The 17,286-nt window shown below is 68.3% G+C and carries 13 protein-coding genes; 5 read left to right on the top strand and 8 right to left on the bottom strand.

Annotated features, from left to right (window positions below; genetic code table 11):
• Position 1: 1 nt before the first annotated feature.
• From DQP58_RS00205 to fabG, 5 genes are read right to left on the bottom strand one after another with little or no spacing between them, the layout of a single operon-like run.
• A complete protein-coding gene (locus DQP58_RS00205; protein ID WP_112706523.1) occupies positions 2-688 on the bottom strand; it encodes a GntR family transcriptional regulator in 687 nt (228 codons plus the stop codon).
• 4 nt (positions 689-692) lie between these two features.
• Positions 693-1,886, bottom strand: coding sequence for an acyl-CoA dehydrogenase family protein (locus DQP58_RS00200; RefSeq protein ID WP_112706522.1), 1,194 nt, complete (start codon positions 1,884-1,886; stop codon positions 693-695).
• A 23-nt stretch (positions 1,887-1,909) separates the two neighbouring features.
• Entirely contained in the window at positions 1,910-3,109 is a 1,200-nt protein-coding gene (locus DQP58_RS00195) for a CoA transferase (RefSeq protein WP_112706521.1), read from the bottom strand.
• Complete coding sequence (locus DQP58_RS00190) at positions 3,106-4,332, bottom strand: acetyl-CoA C-acetyltransferase (RefSeq protein WP_112706520.1); 1,227 nt, start codon at positions 4,330-4,332, stop codon at positions 3,106-3,108. The genes DQP58_RS00195 and DQP58_RS00190 overlap by 4 nt, the downstream gene beginning before the upstream one ends.
• Entirely contained in the window at positions 4,329-5,063 is a 735-nt protein-coding gene (gene fabG / locus DQP58_RS00185) for a 3-oxoacyl-ACP reductase FabG (RefSeq protein WP_112706519.1), read from the bottom strand. The genes DQP58_RS00190 and fabG overlap by 4 nt, the downstream gene beginning before the upstream one ends.
• A 129-nt stretch (positions 5,064-5,192) precedes the next feature.
• Here fabG and DQP58_RS00180 point away from each other — a divergent pair, with 129 nt between their 5' ends.
• The 4 genes from DQP58_RS00180 (at position 5,193) to DQP58_RS00165 (ending at position 11,081) form a co-directional block, all read left to right on the top strand.
• Complete coding sequence (locus tag DQP58_RS00180) at positions 5,193-6,365, top strand: acyl-CoA dehydrogenase family protein (RefSeq protein WP_112706646.1); 1,173 nt, start codon at positions 5,193-5,195, stop codon at positions 6,363-6,365.
• Between the two features lie 29 nt (positions 6,366-6,394).
• Positions 6,395-7,216 (top strand): mycofactocin-coupled SDR family oxidoreductase, encoded by an 822-nt coding sequence (locus DQP58_RS00175; protein ID WP_112706518.1) that lies wholly within the window; start codon positions 6,395-6,397, stop codon positions 7,214-7,216.
• A 54-nt stretch (positions 7,217-7,270) separates the two neighbouring features.
• A complete protein-coding gene (locus DQP58_RS00170; RefSeq protein WP_112706517.1) occupies positions 7,271-7,699 on the top strand; it encodes a pyridoxamine 5'-phosphate oxidase family protein in 429 nt (142 codons plus the stop codon).
• Positions 7,700-7,763: 64 nt separating this feature from the next.
• The gene (locus tag DQP58_RS00165; protein ID WP_240629492.1) at positions 7,764-11,081 is read left to right on the top strand and encodes a helix-turn-helix transcriptional regulator; all 3,318 of its coding nucleotides are present in this window, start codon (positions 7,764-7,766) and stop codon (positions 11,079-11,081) included.
• Here DQP58_RS00165 and DQP58_RS00160 read toward each other — a convergent pair.
• From DQP58_RS00160 to DQP58_RS00150, 3 genes are all read right to left on the bottom strand, one after another.
• A complete protein-coding gene (locus DQP58_RS00160) occupies positions 11,067-12,149 on the bottom strand; it encodes a phosphotransferase family protein (protein ID WP_112706516.1) in 1,083 nt (360 codons plus the stop codon). The two genes, DQP58_RS00165 and DQP58_RS00160, sit on opposite strands and share 15 nt — an antisense overlap.
• Positions 12,150-12,239: 90 nt before the next feature.
• The gene (locus tag DQP58_RS00155; protein ID WP_112706515.1) at positions 12,240-13,976 is read right to left on the bottom strand and encodes an ABC transporter ATP-binding protein; all 1,737 of its coding nucleotides are present in this window, start codon (positions 13,974-13,976) and stop codon (positions 12,240-12,242) included.
• Positions 13,973-16,588, bottom strand: a complete 2,616-nt coding sequence (locus DQP58_RS00150) for an ABC transporter ATP-binding protein/permease (protein ID WP_112706514.1) — start codon at positions 16,586-16,588, stop codon at positions 13,973-13,975. Before DQP58_RS00150 ends, DQP58_RS00155 begins: the two co-directional genes overlap by 4 nt.
• 270 nt (positions 16,589-16,858) lie before the next feature.
• Between DQP58_RS00150 and DQP58_RS00145 the strand changes: the two genes are divergently transcribed.
• Positions 16,859-17,284: a thiol-disulfide oxidoreductase DCC family protein gene (locus tag DQP58_RS00145; RefSeq protein WP_112706513.1), complete on the top strand. Its 426-nt coding sequence runs from the start codon at positions 16,859-16,861 to the stop codon at positions 17,282-17,284.
• Positions 17,285-17,286: the final 2 nt, after the last annotated feature.

Here is a 17,286-nt window from a genome sequence, read left to right as displayed (position 1 = left end):
ACTAGGTCAACCCATTCTCGTCGGCGACCACCCCGCGGGCAACGAGGTGATCGATCAACGGAAGCGCACCTGCCGCAAGATGTTCCGACATCGCCACGCGGGCGAGCTTGTCGTCGCGCTTCTTCAGCGCGGACAGGATCCGCCGATGGTCCTGCATCGATTGCTCGGGCCAGCCCTCGATGGCCGGAAACACCGACTCCGGGGCATAACGGGTGATCTGTGACATCAGCTGGGCGAGCTTGGGCGAGTCCGCCGCGACATTGATGGCGCGATGAAATTCGTGGTTAAGCCGGACGGTGCGCTCGTGGTCATCACCGGCGTAGGCGTCTTCCAGCTGCGCCTGGATTTCCTTGAGCTCGCGCAGTTGGCTGTCGGTGATGTTGATCGCCGCCCGCGCGGCCAGTTCGCCCCCGACATGCGCCTGCACGTTCGCCACGTCGGTGACGTCGCGCCCGGTGACCGGCAACACCGCGAAGCCCCGACGGGGCTGCTGGTTGATCAGTCCCTCGGCGCACAGCGCGAACAGCGCCTCGCGCACCGGTGTGACGCTGATACCCAACTCCGCGGCCAGTTGGTCCAGCCGGACGTACGAGCCGGCGGCGTACGTGCCGTCGAAGATCCGCCCGCGGATGATCCGCGCGACGTCCTCCGAAAGTTGAGGTCGCGCAGCGAAATCCGGAACGCTCATCCGCCTACACCTGATACTCGGCGAGCAGTCGCTTGCTGATGATGTTCTTCTGGATCTCGCTGGTGCCCTCGCCGATCAGCAGGAACGGCGCGTCGCGCATCAGCCGCTCGATCTCGTATTCCTTGGAATATCCGTAGCCGCCGTGGATTCGGAAGCTCTGCTGGGTGACCTCGGCGCAATATTCGCTGCACAGGTATTTGGCCATCCCGGCGGCGACGTCGTTGCGCTCGCCCGAATCCTTCAGGCGCGCGGCGTTGACCATCATCAGGTGGGCCGCTTCGACCTTGGTCGCCATCTCGGCCAACTGGAACGCGATGCCCTGATGCTCGGCGATCGGCTTGCCGAAGGTCTCGCGTTGTTGGGCGTAGCGCACCGCGAGCTCGAAGGCGCGAATCCCGACACCGCACGCCCGCGCCGACACGTTGACGCGGCCGACCTCGATGCCGTCCATCATCTGGAAGAAGCCTTGGCCCGTGGTGCCGCCGAGGACGTCGTCGGCTTCGGCCCGGTAGCCGTCGAAGATCATCTCGGTGGTCTCGATGCCCTTGTAGCCCAGCTTTTCGATCTTGCCCGGGATGCGCAGGCCCGCAACGACTTCGCCGAATCCGACCGGCTTCTCGACGAGGAACGCGGTGAGGTTGCGGTGTGGCTTGTCCGAGCCCTCGTCGGTGCGTACCAGCACCGCCACCAGCGTGGAGGTGGCGCCGTTGGTCAGCCACATCTTCTGACCGTCGATGGTGTAGGTGCCGTCGTCGTTGCGCCGCGCGCGGGTGCGAATCGCGGCCACGTCGGAACCCAGCTCCGGCTCCGACATCGAGAAGGCGCCGCGGGTCTCGCCGACCGCCATCCGCGGCAGGAACCGTTGCTTTTGTTCGTCGGTGCCGTGCTGGCGCAGCATATACGCCACGATGAAGTGGGTGTTGAGCACGCCGGACACGCTCATCCAGCCCCGCGCCAGCTCCTCGACGCACAGCGCGTACGTCAGCAGCGACTCCCCCAGCCCGCCATACTCCTGCGGAATCATCAGACCGAACAGGCCCATCTCCCGCATCTGATCGACGATCGCCTGCGGGTAGGTGTCGGCGCGTTCCAGCTCGGCCGCGTGCGGAATGACCTCCTTCTCGACGAATTTCCTTACCGTGGCGATGATCTCGGTCTGGAACTCCGTCAATCCGAGGGTCTGGGCCAGTTTGGTCATGTGCTGCGTTCCCTTCCGGCTGCTCAGCAGGCGATGGTCTTGGCGTCCGTCAGGCGCGCGATGTCGGCGGCGCTCAAACCCAGCCGCGCAAGGACGTCGGCGGTGTCTTGTCCCAGCGCCGGCGCCGGCGCGCTGGGCGGATGGCTGCCGTCGAACGCCGCCGGCAGGCCGGGCGCGAAATAATCGCCGAGACCGGGCTGGTGCAATCGGGAAAACAGCGGATTGTCGGTAACTTTCGGGCCCGCGGCGACCTCGGCGAAGGTGCGGTACCGCTCGAAGAGCACCGTGGTGTCGGCCAGCGCGGCGGTGATCTCGTCGGCGGTGTGATCGCCGAACCAGGTGGCGAACAGACTCGACAGCACGTCGCGATAGCGGTAGCGATCGCCTTCGGACCCGAAATCGGCGCCCAGCGCCTCGGCCAGCGCCGACACCGCGGCACCGGTGCCGGTCACCGCGAGCAGGTCGCGGAAGTGCCGACCGGTCAACGCGACCACCATGAACCTGGCCCCGTCGCTGCTGGTGAAGTCCTGCCCGTACTGACCGTAAATGGCGTTGCCCAGCCGTTCACGTTGTGTCCCAGTGACTTGCGGCTCGGTCAGCAAGCCCAGGTTGGCCGCGGTGGCCAAAGCGACGTCCTCCAAAGCCAGGCTGATTTGCGCCCCCGCCCCGGACCGCTCGCGGTGGCGGACGGCGGTGACAACGGCCAGCGCGGCGTACAGTCCGCAGCACACATCCCAGGCCGGTAGCACGTGATTGATCGCACCGCCGTGATCGGCCGGACCGGTGACGAGCGGATAGCCCAGCCCGGCGTTGACCGTGTAGTCCACCCCGGTGGAACCGTCACCGCGCCCGAGCAATTGCACGTGGATCACGTCGGGGCGCTTGGCCGCCAGCACGTCGTGGCTGAGCCAGGACAGGCCCGCGGCGTTGGTCACGACGACGCCGTCGCCCTCGACGATGAGCCGCTGGACCAGTTCGTGGCCGTTGGGGGACCGCAGGTCGATGGTGGCCGAACGCTTCCCCTTGTTCAGGCCGGTCCAGTAGATCGAGGTTCCGTCCGCCGCCAGCGGCCACCGCTGGACGTCGGACGCGCCGCCGATCGGGTCGACTCGGATGACCTCCGCGCCAAGCTGATTCAGTGTCATGCCGCACAGTGGCGCGGCGACGAAGCTCGACACCTCCACGACGGTGAGGCCGTCCAGCGGCAACCCCGGCTCGGTCATGTCGATGCGACCCGCTCGAAGACGGCAGCCAAGCCCTGGCCGCCGCCGATGCACATGGTTTCCAGACCGTAGCGCGCCTGGCGGCGATCGAGTTCGCGCGCCAAGGTGGCCAGCATCCGCCCGCCCGTCGCGCCGACCGGATGTCCCAGCGAGATGCCCGAACCGTGCACGTTGGTGCGGTCATGATCGGCGGTGCCGAAGTTCCATTCCCGCATCACCGCAAGCGCTTGCGCGGCGAAGGCCTCGTTGAGCTCGATGAGGTCGATGTCGGCTAGCCGCAGGCCCGCCTTGGCCAGCGCCACCTCGGTCGCGGGCACCGGCCCGATGCCCATGACGTGGGGCGCCACCCCGGCCACGCCCCACGACACCAGGCGCACCAACGGCTTCAGGCCGTATGCCTCGGCCTTCTCCGGCGTGGTGACCACGCACATCGCGGCCGCGTCGTTCTGCCCGCTGGCGTTGCCGGCGGTGACCGTCGCCTCTGGATCCTCTTTCACCAGAACGGGTTTGAGCTTGCCCAACGACTCGACCGAGGTGTCGGCGCGTGGGTGCTCGTCGGTGTCGATGAGTTCCTCGCCACTGCGGGTGCGGACCGCGACCGGCACGATCTCCTCAGCCAGGACGCCGTCTTTCTGCGCGGCGACGGCACGCTGGTGGGATCGCACCGCGAGCTCGTCTTGCTCCTGGCGCGAAATGCCGTACTGGCGGCGCAGGTTCTCGGCCGTCTCCAGCATTCCGCCCGGCACCGGGTAGTTGCGGCCGCCTGCGGTCGTGCGTCCCCGGGCCAGCCCGTCGTGCACCTGCACACCAGTGCGGGCCCCGCCCCACCGCATGTCCGTGGAGTAGAACGCCACGTTGCTCATGCTTTCGCAGCCCCCGGCGACCACGAGGTCGTTGTCGCCCGCGCCCACCTGCAGGCACGCCTGGATGACCGCCTGCAGGCCCGAGCCGCACCGGCGGTCGACCTGCATGCCCGGAACCGTCACCGGCAGGCCGGAATCCAGCGCCACCACGCGCCCGATCGCGGGCGCATCGCTGTTGGGATAGCAGTGGCCGAGGATCACGTCCTGCACGGCGTCGGGCGCCAGCCCGGTTCGCTGCAGCAGGCCCTTGAGCGCGGTGACACCGAGGTCTACGGCGCTGCACGCCTTGAACATTCCGCCGTAGCGGCCGATCGGGGTCCGAACGGGTTCGCAGATGACGGCCTCGCGCACCGCACTCATAGGTGACGGCCGCCGGTGATTTCCATGACGGTGCCGGTCATGTACGACGACAGGTCGGAAGCGAGGAACAGCGCGACGCTGGCGACCTCACTGGGCTCTCCGGCCCGGCCCAACGGCACCTCGGCGACCTTGGAGTCCCAGATGCGCTGTGGCATAGCCTCTGTCATCGCGGAGCGGATCAGGCCGGGGGCGATCGCGTTCACCCGCACGCCGAGGTAGGCCAGCTCTTTGGCGGCGGCCTTGGTCATGCCGACGATGCCGGCCTTGGCCGCCGAGTAGTTGGTCTGGCCGATCATGCCGACCTTGCCGGACACCGACGACATGTTGATGATGGCGCCGCGCTTGTTGTCCCGCATGACGGCCGCGGCCAGCCTGGTGCCGTTCCAGGTGCCCTTCAGATGCACGTTGATGACCTGATCGAACTGCTCCTCGGTCATCTTGCGCATCGTCGCGTCGCGGGTGATGCCGGCGTTGTTGACCATGATGTCCAGACCGCCGAAGCGCTCGACCGCGGTCTGGATCAGGGTTTCCACGTCGGACGACTGGGTGACATCACACCGAACCGCCACCGCCACGTCGTCGCCGCCCAGTCGCTTGGCCACCACCTGGGTTTCCTCGAGATTGACGTCGCCGAGCACCACTCGCGCGCCCTCGGCGACGAAGCGCTCTGCGATGGCCAGCCCCAGCCCCTGCGCTCCGCCGGTGATTACCGCGGTCTGCCCCGTCAACATCGCCACTGTCGATCACCCATCCTTCGCTGTCGTCGCCTCCACCGGGCACGTCTGAAGCAAATATCATATTTGATATAGGATTCTGCTCTGAACCGGGGTGCCCCGGATCCGGAGAGGAGTGTGGAGTCCATGGCCACCGCCGAAGTCGCGGAAGTCTCCGACGAGGACTTCCGCGAGATCCTCGCTCAGACAAGGCAATTCGTCCGCAGCGTGGTCGTCCCGCGCGAGCAGGAGATCCTCGACACCGATCGCGTGCCCGACGACCTGCGCGACGAAGCCAAGAAGATGGGATTGTTCGGCTACGCGATCCCCCAGGAGTGGGGCGGCCTCGGCCTGCACCTGAGGCAGGACGTCGAGCTGGCGATGGAGCTGGGCTACACGTCGCTGGCACTGAGGTCGATGTTCGGCACCAACAACGGCATCGCCGGACAGGTCCTGGTCGGGTTCGGCACCGACGAACAGAAATCCCGCTGGCTGGAGTCGATCGCGTCCGGCGACGTCGTCGCCTCCTTTGCGCTGACCGAACCGGGCGCCGGATCGAACCCGGCCGGCTTGCGCACCAAAGCCGTTCGCGACGGTGACGATTGGGTGATCTCCGGGCAGAAGCGCTTCATCACCAACGCGCCCGTCGCCGACCTGTTCGTGGTGTTCGCGCGGACCCGGCCGGCCGACGAGAAGGGGCCGGGGATCGCGGTCTTTTTGGTGCCAGCGGACGCCGCGGGGGTCGAGGTGGGCACCAAGGACGCCAAGATGGGCCAGGAAGGAGCCTGGACCGCCGACGTCAACTTCACCGACGTCCGCGTCGGTCCCGAGGCGCTCGTCGGCGGCAGCGAAGACCACGGCTACCGAGCGGCGATGACCTCGTTGGCCCGCGGTCGGGTGCATATCGCCGCCCTCGCGGTTGGCGCCGCGCAACGCGCGCTCGACGAATCCGTGTCGTACGCCGCCACCGCGACGCAGGGCGGCACGCCGATCGGCAACTTCCAGTTGGTGCAGGGCATGCTGGCCGATCAGCAGACCGGCGTGATGGCCGGCCGTGCCCTGGTGCGCGAGGCCGCCCGGCTGTGGGTCGCCGACGAGGATCGCCGGATCGCGCCCTCGGCCGCCAAGGTCTTCTGCACCGAGATGGCCGGCAACGTCGCCGATCTCGCGGTGCAGATCCACGGTGGCACCGGCTACATGAGAGGCGTTGCCGTCGAACGCATTTACCGCGATGTGCGCCTGCTGCGCCTGTACGAGGGCACCAGCGAGATCCAGCGGTTGATCATCGGATCGAATCTCGTCAAGGCGGCGCAGCGGTAAGAGTGGCCGAACCCAATGGAGGAGCAAATATGAGCGGCAAGCTTGCCGGAAGGGTGGCATTCATCACCGGCGCGGCCCGCGGCCAGGGCCGGGCGCACGCGGTGCGCATGGCCCAGGAAGGCGCCGACATCATCGCCGTCGACATCGCCGGCAAGCTGCCGGCCTGCGTGCCCTACGACCCGGCCACGCCCGATGATCTGAGCGAGACCGTGCGCCTGGTCGAAGCGGCGAACCGCCGGATCATCGCCTCGGTCGTGGACACCCGCGACTTCGACGGCCTGCGCAAGGCCGTCGCCGACGGCGTGGCCGAGCTGGGCCGGCTGGACGTCATCGTCGCCAACGCCGGGGTCGCTGCCCCGCAGGCGTGGGATGAGATCACGCCGGAGAACTTCGCCGACGTCATGGACATCAACGTGACCGGCACCTGGAACACCGTGATGGCCGGCGCGGACAAGATCATCGAGGGCGGCCGCGGCGGGTCGATCATCCTGATCAGCTCCGCGGCCGGAATGAAGATGCAGCCGTTCATGATTCACTACACCGCCAGCAAGCATGCCGTCACCGGGCTGGCGCGGGCCTTCGCCGCCGAACTGGGCAAGCATTCGATCCGGGTCAACAGCGTGCACCCTGGTCCGGTGAACACCGCCATGGGCTCCGGGGACATGGTCACGGCGGTGGGCAAGACCATGGAAACCAACCCGCAGCTGTCGCACGTCCTGACGCCGTTCCTGCCCGATTGGGTCGCCGAGCCGGAGGAGATCGCGGACACGGTGTGCTGGCTCGCCAGTGACGAATCGCGCAAGGTCACCGCGGCTCAGATCCCGGTGGATCAGGGCTCGACGCAGTACTGACCGCCCCTTGGGCGGATCGGGAATAGCTTTACCGCCCGGGCGTTGGCACTCGTCATGAAAGCCTTCAGCGAATCCGAGCGCCAGGAGTTCCTCGCCGACAAGCATGTGGCCGTGCTGTCCGTCGCCGCCACCGAAGGCCGGCCGCCGGCCAGCGTCCCGATCTGGTACGACTACACCCCCGGGGGAAACATCCGAATCATGACCGGGGCGTCGAGCCGTAAGGCCCGTCTCATCGAGCGGGCGGGGGCGGTGACATTGGTGGTGCAGCGCGAGGAGCCGCCCTATCAGTACGTGGTGGTCGAGGGCTCGATCGTCGAGACCACCAAGCCGGCCCCGCTCGACGTGGCCGAGGCGGTCGCCATCCGCTATCTCGGCGAGGAAGGTGGGCGGGCGTTCGTGCGCAGCATGGAAGGCGTCGAGGAGGTGCTGTTCACCATCCGCCCGGACCGCTGGCTCAGCGCCGACTTCACCGGCGACCTGTAGAGCCGGGATATATACGCGCATCCGCCGATGTTTCGCGATGTGCGGCCAGCTCATGCTGGCTAACATGAGCGAAGTCGATCCACGGGCGGGCGTGCCGCCGTTGGACTGGAGCGAACCAGGCATGAACGAGCCCCTGCCGACCGGCACGGTGACCCTCTTGCTGGCCGACGTCCAGGGTTCGACGCAGCTATGGGACTCGCAGCCGCAGGCGATGACCGCGGCGATCGCGAAACTGGATCAGACACTTCGGGAGTTGGTCAGGGCCCATTGCGGAATCCGTCCGGTAGAGCAAGGTGAGGGTGACAGCTTCGTCATCGCTTTCAGCCGGGCGTCCGACGCCGTAGCGTGCGCGCTCGCGTTGCAACGCGCTCCCTTGGCACCGCTACAGCTACGGATCGGCGTGCATACCGGCGAGGTGCAGTTGCGCGACGAGAACAACTATGTCGGGCCGGCCATCAACCGGACGGCTCGGCTTCGCGAGCTTGCGCACGGCGGCCAGACGGTGTTGTCCGGCACTACCGGCGACCTGATCGCCGACTCGCTCGCCGAAGACGTGTGGTTGACGGACCTGGGCACCCATGCACTGAGGGACCTGCCCCGTCCGGAGCGGGTGTTGCAGCTATGCCATCCCGATCTCTGTAACGAATTCCCACCGCTTCGCAAACGCGAGACCGTCGTCGCTCAACGTCCGCCCGCGCAGTTGACCAGCTTCGTGGGCCGTGACACCGAAATGGGCGAAGTGCGAAGCATTCTCGCGCGGAACCGGTTGGTGACGCTGACCGGTGCCGGTGGCGTCGGCAAGACCCGCTTGGCCGTCCAAGTAGCGGCCTCAGTCGCGGGCGACTACGCCGACGGAATCTGCTACGTCGACTTGGCTCCGATCACCGACCCCGACCTGGTGCCGGTCACCGCGGCGCGGGCGTTGGGCCTGCCCGACCACCCGGGGCGCTCCCCGCAGAAAAGCCTGCTGCAGTTCGTCGGGGACCGGCACATGTTGATGGTGCTTGACAACTGCGAACATCTGTTGGACGCCAGCGCGACGCTCGTTACTGCGTTGCTGGCGGCCTGCTCGCGACTGACGGCGTTGGCGACGAGTCGCGAGCCGATCGGGGTGGGCGGCGAGGTGATCTGGCGGGTGCCGTCGCTGTCCTTCGATGGCGACGCCGCGCGACTCTTCACCGACCGCGCCGGCCATGCGCGTCCCGGATTCAGCGTCAACGACGATGATGCGGCCACGGTCAACGAGATCTGTCGTCGGCTGGACGGCATGCCGCTGGCGATAGAGCTGGCGGCGGCGCGGGTGCGCGCGTTGTCTCCCAACGAGATTCTCGCCGGCCTGCAGGACCGGTTTCGGTTGTTGACCGGCGGGTCGCGGACGGCCGTGCGCCGCCAGCAGACATTGCAAGCCTCGGTGGACTGGTCCCACGCCCTGTTGACCGAACCGGAGCGGACGTTGTTCCGCAGGCTCGGCGTTTTCATGGGCGGGTTTGACCTCGACGCCTGCCGGAAGGTGGTATGCGACGAGGATCTGGCACCGCATCAGGTGCTGGATGTACTGGCACTCCTCGTTGACAAGTCGCTGGTGATCGCCGAATCTGTCGGCGGCACAATGCGATACCGAGTGCTCGAAACGATCCGTCAGTATGCGCAGGAAAAGCTCAGCGAATCCGCTGAGGCCGTCGCTGTCCGCGACCGACACCGGGACCACTACACCGCGATGGCAGCGGCACTCGACGCTCCAGGCGAAGCCAGCCTGGAACTGCTGCTCGACCGAGCGCAGACCGAGATAGATAACCTGCGTGGCGCCTTCGCTTGGAGCCGCGAGAACCTCGACATTGACAACGCGTTACTCCTCGCCACGTCGTTGCAGCCGCTGTGGCTGACGCGGGGTGGGCTCAAGGAGGGTTCGGACTGGCTCGACGCCGGTCTGGCCGACGCAGAGACTCCGACGGCCGAGGTGACGCCCCGGACGATCGCGCGGGCGCTGGCCGACAAGGCATTTCTCGACAACATGCGCGACCCGGGAAGCCTCGCTCGGGCGCAGCGTTCGCTGGCTATTGCTCGCCAGCTGGACGATCCGGTGCTGCTGGCCCGCACTCTCACCGCGTGCGGACGCCTCGCGGCGTGGAGCGCCGAACTGGCCGAACCGTACTTGTCGGATGCGGAGAAGTTGGCGCGGTCGGTGGGCGACCGTTGGAGGCTCGCTCAGATCCTCTACAGCAAGGCCCTGGCGGCGACGGTCGGCACGGGTGACCCCGCTGCCGCCGTGGCGGCAGCGAGTGAGGGACGCGACCTCGCCGATGCGATCGGCGACCAGGGCTACTCGCGCGGATGCCGGTGGTGTCTGATCGGTGCGCAATGGGTGTTTGGGGAAGTCACCGGCGCCGCGGCGCAACTCCGCGAATTGATGAACGAAGCCGACGCGGCGCACGCCCTGATCTGGCAAGTGTCCGCCCGCGAGCGCCTGTGCCACGTTTTGGCGCACACCGGACAGCCGGACGAGGGGCGCGCCCTCGCGTTTGATGCACTCGACGGCGCCGCTGAGATCGGCAGGTACATGGAAGGTGTGGTCCACTCGTCGCTAGCATTCGCGGCGCTGGCCGCCGACGATATCAGCGCGGCCACCGCCGCCAGCGAAGCCGCACGTGAGCGGTTTGGCGCCTGGCCGCTTGCGTCCACCACCGCGAAGCCCTGGGCGCAGGTCGCGCTGGCCCGAAACGATCTGACGTCCGCACGTCGCTTCGCCGAAGAAGACGTTGCGGCGGCTGCCGGCTGGTTCACTGTGCAAGCGCTGTTGACCCGCGCGCGCGTCGCGCTCGCGGAAAACGAGCCGGGGAAGGCCGAACGTGACGTCCACGAGGCGTTGAATCGTGCGGCCGAACTACGAGCACACCTGGTCGTCCCAGACCTGCTTGAGTGCCTTGCCCGTTTGGTAGGAGACGCCGGAAGCCACCTTGATGCTGCACGGCTCTTCGGTGCGACGCACGCGGTCCGCGACCGAACCGGCATCGTCCGCTTCCGGGTGTACGACGCCGAATACGGGGCTTCTGTGAATGCGATGCGTCAAGTATTGGGCGACAGAGAATTCGACGCCGCCTGGGCCGCAGGGGCAGCGCTGTCCACCGAGGAGGCGATCGCGTACGCCCGCCGCGGGCGAGGCGAACGCAAGCGTCCGCCCAGCGGTTGGGACTCACTGACCCCGACCGAGCGCGACGTCGTCCGCCTCGTCAGCGAGGGACTGGGCAATAAGGACATCGGCGATCGGCTGTTCATCTCGCCGCGGACCGTGCAGACCCATCTCACCCATGTCTACGCGAAACTCGGGCTCACCTCACGCATGCAGTTGGCGCAAGAAGCGGCTCGCCGATCAGTGCTCGATTAGGTCCAGCGTGCCCAGTTCGCGGATCGCCTGGCAGCCGCGGCTGAGCATGGTCAGCACCATGTCGTCACCGCGCTCGGTGGCGGCGGCGAACGCGAATCCCAGCGCCGAGATCAGCGGGGCCTGCAGCACCCCGAGCCGGTAATCGCGCCAACAGGTTTCGCGGTCGTAGTCGCTGACCCCGCCGGCCGTCAGCGCGCGGTGATAGTCGTTGACCAGCCCCTCCTCGATGCTCGCACGCAGTTGCGGCTTGAGGCTGGTCGCGGTGAAGTACGCAAGGTCTCGGGCCGGCAGACCCACGCCCAGCGTCTGCCAGTCCACCACGCTGACCCTGGTTCGCTCCGGATCGAACAACAGGTTGTCCAGGCGATAGTCGCCGTGCAGCAGGGCGAACCGGTCATACTCGGACAGCAGCCAAGGCGCGATCAAACCCATTGCGGCGCTGAAGGTATCGCGGTCCTCGGCGCTCATCCGCTCACCCAGCTTCTCCAGCGTGATGTCGGCGCTCAACTTCGCCACCTCGCCCATGCCGCCCGCACCGGCCTCATCCGGCCGGCCGAACGCGATGCCCGGGAAATCGAGCCAGACCGGATCACACCAGCTGGGCGCGTGCAGGCCGGCCAGCGCGGTAACCGCAAGGCGCGCCTCGGTTTCCCCGCAGCCGACGAGCTGATCGCCCTGCACCGCCGGCGCCTGATCCGCCAGCAGTAGGGCGAAATCCATTGCATCGTCGGTGATCTCGGAATAGAAGCACCGCGGTGTAGGCACCTGCGCCCGATCCACCACCGACGAATAGAACGCACATTCACTGCGGTAGCCGATGACCACCCGGTCGCGCACCGTGTCGTCCTGGGCGGGCAGTTTGATGACGAAGGTCTGCGGCAGGTCCCCGGGATCCGTCGCGTAGCGAGCGGTGACCCGGTAGGTCGCCCCGGTCTGTCCGGTGCCGATCGCGACCACGTCCACGTCGGCGACCTCGACGGGCGTGCCACCGCCGCCGGACAGCGCGGCCGACAACCACTGCGGGGTCACGTCGGCGGGGTAACGCGGTATCGACAGCACAGCACTCATAAGCAGCACGCCTCCTCCTGAACGCAGACAGCACGGTCCGACTGACAAACTGTAAGGCATACCGCAAGAGTTGCGGTCAACCGCGGTGCGCTAGTCGGCCAGAATGCGCCATTCGGCGGCTTCATGCTGCTGGCGCCAGAATTCGTCGAAACGGCCGCCCGCAGCAAGCAATTCGTCAACCGCGCCGTCCTCGACCACCCGGCCGTTGTCGAGGAACAGTACGCGGTCGGCGTGCCGGATGCTGGCCAGGCGGTGGGCGACGATCACCTGCGTGCGTGACTGCGGGTCGGCCGTCAGCGCGTCGACCACCGCGGCTTCGTTCTCGGTGTCCAACGCGCTGGTCGCCTCGTCTACCAGCAGGATCGGCGCCGGTTTGAGCAACGCGCGGGCGATGCTGACCCGCTGGCGCTCACCGCCGGACAGCGCCGAACCGGCTTCGCCGACGACCGTGTCGGCGCCGTCGGGCAGCCGTCCGACCAGCTCGTCGACGCGCGCGAGCGCCACCGCCCGCGCGAAACGCTCGTCGCCGGCGCCCGGATCTCCAGCGAACACGTTGTCGCGGATCGACCCGTGGAACAGGTAGGGGTGTTGGAAAACGACGCTGGCCGCCGCCCGCCGGGCCTCGCCGTCCAGCGTCGCCGCGTCCACCCCGTCGATCAGCACCCGGCCGCCGGTGGGCTCATGCAGCCCCGCGATCAGCGCCAGGATCGTGCTCTTGCCCGAACCGGACGGCCCGACGATCGCCGTCGTGCTGCCCGGATCCAACGCGAAGCTCACGCCGTCGAGCACCGGTGTGCCCGCGCCGTCGTAGCGGAACACGACGTCGTCGAACTCGATTCGCGGCGCCCCGGCGCCGGCCAGCGTGGCACCGCCGGCAGTCATCAGCGGGGCGGTCAGCACGGCACGGATGTTGTCGAGCGTGGCGCGGGTGCTCTCCAGTGCCGGCGCCAGCTCGCTGATGGTGGTGAACGGCTCGAGGTAGCGCACTATGACGACGATCAGCGCGATGGCCTCGGCCACCGTGAGCGTTCCATGCACGGTCAGCACAGTGGTCGCCCCGGCCAGCAGGATCAGCGCGAGCTGGCTGGCGAGGCTGAACAGCAGCTGGCCCGGGACCTGCATCGAGAGCAGCCGCATGGTGGCGCCGTGTTGTGCCGCCAGCGCATCGCCGACCAGGCTGCGTGCCGGCTCGACACGACGTGCGGCCCGCAACGCCTGTTGGGTCCGGGCGAACTCGATGATCCGCTCGGTGAGCGCGGTGTTGGCCTCGGCCGCCGCAGAGTCCGCGCGCCGCGCCAAACGGGCCGATGCCCACAGCGCGCCCAACAGCAGCGGCAGGCCCCCCAGCGCGGCGGCCCCCAGTTGCCAGGAGACCGGCAGCAGGACCACCGCGATGGCCGCGGGCAGCAGGACGGCGGAGATCAGCGGCGTGAGCAGGTTGACGACGAGGCCGACCAGCTCGGGCCCGGTGGCGGCGATCGCCTGCCGTGCGGTCGCGGTGTGCTCGGCGGTGAACCAATCCAGCCGCACGCCGGGCAGCCGATCCGCGACGTCGTGCTGGCTGTGATCCAGCACGGCGAAGCCCAGGTTGAAACCGATACGCGCGGTGGCGGTGTCGATGACCCAGCCGGCCACGGTGGCCGCGGTCAGCCAGGCCAGCCAGACCAACGCGCGCTGCGGGGCGTCGCCGAACAACGCCCCGACCAGGGGGACCAGCAGCACGGTGGCCACCGCGCGCACCAGCACGGAGAGCAGTGCCAGCACCGTGTAGGTGGTGACCCGGTTGCGGCGGTCCGCCGGGACCAGGCTCAGCCACGTGCGGATCATCGCGCCCCCTCGCCAGTCGTGCCCGCAGTTACCTGGTCGCGGCGACCGCCCTCCCAGAGCCGTCGGTACCGGCCGTCGGCGTTGAGCAGCTCGTCGTGCGTGCCGCGTTCGACGATGCGGCCGTGGTCGAGCACGACGATCTGGTGGGCCCGGGTGATGGTGTGCAATCGATGCGCGATCACCAGCACGGTGCGATCCCGCGTCAGCCGGTTGAGCGCTTGCTGCACAAGGTATTCCGATTCCGGGTCGGCAAACGCGGTGGCCTCGTCGAGGATCAGCACCGGGGTGTCGGCCAGGATCGCGCGGGCGATCGTGAGCCGTTGACGCTCACCGCCCGACAGACCGCTGGCGGCACCCAGCATGGTGTCGTAGCCGTCCGGCAGCCGCATGATGCGCTCGTGGATCTGCGCGTCGCGCGCGGCCTGTTCGACTTGCGCCGCGGTGGCGTCGGGGACGGCCAGCGCGATGTTCTCCGCGACGGTCCCGTGCACCAATTGCGTTTCCTGCAGCACGAATCCGACCTGGGCGTACAACTGGTCGGCGGTCATCGACCGAATATCTTGTCCCCCAACCCGTATCGCACCCCGCCCGACGTCGTGGAACCGGGCCAGCAGGGCGGCCAGGGTCGACTTGCCGGACCCGGAGGACCCGACCAGCGCGGTGACCGTCCCGGGCCGCAACGTCAGCGAGACGTCGTGGATGACCGGGACGTCGGGCCGGTAGCCGAAGCCGACGTGGTCGAACACCACCGTCGACGCCGGATCCCCGTGGGTCTCGTGGTCGTCGTGCACGGCGAGGTCAGCCTCGTCGAGGGTGTTCTGCAGGCGCCGGGCGGCCAGCATGCCGGCGCGGATGCCGCCCAGGCCGTAGGCGATGCCGAGCAGCCGCGCCCCGAATGTGGTGCCCAGCAACAAGAACGGCAACAGGTTCACCGGATTCATCCGGCCGGCGACCACCAGCAACGTGCCGGTGACCGCGATGAGCCACAGGAACGTCGAGGGACGGGTGACCAGGTCCATGAACGTCTTCTTGCCGGCCAGCGGGCGCTGCCAGGCGACCAGGAAACCGACGTATTCGTCCAGGCGGCGCCGGAAGCTGGAGGCCGCGGCGCCACCGAAGACGCGGATCACCGGCTGGCCCTCCAGGTATGCGCCGGCCTCGCTGCTCATCGTCTCCGCCCAGCGCTGCGACTGCGGGATGCGCGGGCCCGATTGGATCGTCAGCGACGATGTCAGCACCAGGTACACCAGGACCGGCAAGAACAACACCAGCGCCACCCGCCAGTCGACGGCGAACAGGTAGACCAACACCGCGACCGGCGCGACGGCCGCGGCCACCGCATCGCCGATGGCGTGGGTGACCAGATAGTGCAGGGACAGCGTGTCGTCGGTCAGCAGCTGCTTGATCGACCCCGACCCGCGCGCGGTGAACCACCCCAGGGGCAGCCGAGACATCTTGTGCAACAGCCGCGTTCGCAGATCACGGGCGAACCGCGCGTCGACGACGTGCAACCACAGCGTGAGGGCGGCACCCAGCAACGCCCCCAAACCCAGCAGCGACACCGCCGCGATGCCGATATCCCACAGTCGGGCGGCGGGCGCGCCCGAGACGAGCAGCCGGGCCAGCTCCACGAGCAATACGAACGGCGCCAGTTGCACCAGCGTGATCACCGCCTGCAATACGCCCGAGAGGATCAGCGCGGAGCGCAACGGCGCGAGCAGGCGGCCCGCGCCCTGGGCCCGCCAGTTCCCCCGGGCCGCCGGGGTGGGTGGGGCGTCGGACACCTGCGGAGCCGATTCCAACTGCGCCGCAACGTCTTCCGCGGAGACGGCGGGTGCGACGCTGTCCGATGCCGCCGGTTCGTCACCGCGCCGGGTGCCCATCGCGCGTCCGGCGCTCCAGTACGCCTGGGCGTGCACCTCGGACTTGGGAAAGCCGAACTCGTCGCGCAGCCGGGTTCGCACCTGCTTGAGCGTCGTGGCCTCCGGCGTCGCCCACGCGTACCAGTTGGACCAATCCCGGTTCTCGATGGCCGCGGCCAGCGACTTCTCGTCCTGGCGGGCCACCCAGTGCAGTCGCAGCCGAGGGTGCTGGGCGATCGGGATCAGCGGGTCGTTGTCGTCGTGCTGTTCGAGGTACATCTCGATCGGGACGTCGTCGGGGACGACCCCGATGATGCCGTTCATTCCCGGGATGGATGCCGAGTCACCGATCAGCAGATATCCGGCCGGCTGCTCGTCGGGCCTGTCGAATCGCGACGAGCCCATCAGCGCCATGACCGCGATGGTGGCGCCGGGCTGCACGGTGCGCGCCCATTGCGATGCGGGGCCGGCGGGATCGTGCAGCACGATGTCGACCGCGAAGCGTCCGGCGGGGACGTCGGCCTCCGAGATCGTGTACGCGCGCTGGAATTCCGTTTTCGATCCGTCCGGGTCCGGAAACCAGAACCGCAGCCACGCGGCCGGTTCGGCATCCACGTCCTCGAACAGGGTCGGCGACGCCATGCGCACCCGCACGAAGTGGGGTGCGATCCGGACGGTTTCGATCACCGTGGCGGTGTGGTCGCGTGCGCCGAAGCTGCGCAGCATCACACCGGAGAATCCGCGTGCCATGAGCGGTCCTTTCTCGCGGCGCCCCGCGCCGCGACGGCCTCGCCGATCTGACGACCCGGCGGGAACACCGCCATGAGGCCACGGATCGATGCGGCCGTTAGCGGCCGCAACCCTTCGAGTTCGACACCTGCCACAACCCGCGTGGCCGGCACCCTGTCGCGGATCACCGCCAGCCGGTCACGACTTGGTACGTACAAAGTAAGGGTTGCCTTACCATAGGTCAAACCTGGGTCCCGACCTTCGTCTGCAGCCGTCGGTAGCTTGGAAAACATGAGCTGTGAATCAGCGGCGCCGGTGCTGCTGTACGACGGAGTGTGCGGGGTGTGCAACCGGTCGGTGCGCACGATCCTGCGTTTCGATCCCACCGGCCCCCTGCGCTTTGCGGCCCTGGACAGCGTTTTCGGCAAAGCGATCATCGAGCGGCATCCCGAGATCGGAAACATCGATTCGGTGGTTTTCGTCGACGACCCCGGCCGGCCCTCGGAACGGGTGGCCGTCCGATCCAGGGCCGTCCTGCGCGTGGCGGACTACCTCGGCGGACCGTGGCGGGCGTTCACGATCGCCCGCATCCTCCCGGCTCCGCTGCTCGACGGGCTCTACGACAGGTTCGCCGCGACCCGCTATCGCGTCGGCGGCAAATACGACACTTGCCCGCTGCCGGCCCCGGAGGTACGCGCTCGCTTCGTGGCGGAGTGACC

It is taken from the genome of Mycobacterium colombiense (assembly GCF_003284975.1).
GTDB lineage: Bacteria > Actinomycetota > Actinomycetes > Mycobacteriales > Mycobacteriaceae > Mycobacterium > Mycobacterium europaeum_A.
Note: the sequence above shows the minus strand (reverse complement) of the source record. Positions and strands in the feature narration are given on the sequence as shown.

What these genes read in the sequence shown, in the direction of transcription:
- DQP58_RS00180 (WP_112706646.1), top strand. Translation starts at nt 5,193, where the DNA reads ATGGCCACCGCCGAAGTCGCGGAAGTCTCCGACGAGGACTTCCGCGAG.
- DQP58_RS00155 (WP_112706515.1), bottom strand. Translation starts at nt 13,976, where the DNA reads ATGATCCGCACGTGGCTGAGCCTGGTCCCGGCGGACCGCCGCAACCGG.
- DQP58_RS00150 (WP_112706514.1), bottom strand. Translation starts at nt 16,588, where the DNA reads ATGGCACGCGGATTCTCCGGTGTGATGCTGCGCAGCTTCGGCGCACGC.
- DQP58_RS00145 (WP_112706513.1), top strand. Translation starts at nt 16,859, where the DNA reads ATGAGCTGTGAATCAGCGGCGCCGGTGCTGCTGTACGACGGAGTGTGC.
- DQP58_RS00160 (WP_112706516.1), bottom strand. Translation starts at nt 12,149, where the DNA reads ATGAGTGCTGTGCTGTCGATACCGCGTTACCCCGCCGACGTGACCCCG.
- DQP58_RS00205 (WP_112706523.1), bottom strand. Translation starts at nt 688, where the DNA reads ATGAGCGTTCCGGATTTCGCTGCGCGACCTCAACTTTCGGAGGACGTC.
- DQP58_RS00175 (WP_112706518.1), top strand. Translation starts at nt 6,395, where the DNA reads ATGAGCGGCAAGCTTGCCGGAAGGGTGGCATTCATCACCGGCGCGGCC.
- DQP58_RS00190 (WP_112706520.1), bottom strand. Translation starts at nt 4,332, where the DNA reads ATGAGTGCGGTGCGCGAGGCCGTCATCTGCGAACCCGTTCGGACCCCG.
- DQP58_RS00195 (WP_112706521.1), bottom strand. Translation starts at nt 3,109, where the DNA reads ATGACCGAGCCGGGGTTGCCGCTGGACGGCCTCACCGTCGTGGAGGTG.
- DQP58_RS00165 (WP_240629492.1), top strand. Translation starts at nt 7,764, where the DNA reads ATGAGCGAAGTCGATCCACGGGCGGGCGTGCCGCCGTTGGACTGGAGC.
- DQP58_RS00200 (WP_112706522.1), bottom strand. Translation starts at nt 1,886, where the DNA reads ATGACCAAACTGGCCCAGACCCTCGGATTGACGGAGTTCCAGACCGAG.
- DQP58_RS00170 (WP_112706517.1), top strand. Translation starts at nt 7,271, where the DNA reads ATGAAAGCCTTCAGCGAATCCGAGCGCCAGGAGTTCCTCGCCGACAAG.
- fabG (WP_112706519.1), bottom strand. Translation starts at nt 5,063, where the DNA reads ATGTTGACGGGGCAGACCGCGGTAATCACCGGCGGAGCGCAGGGGCTG.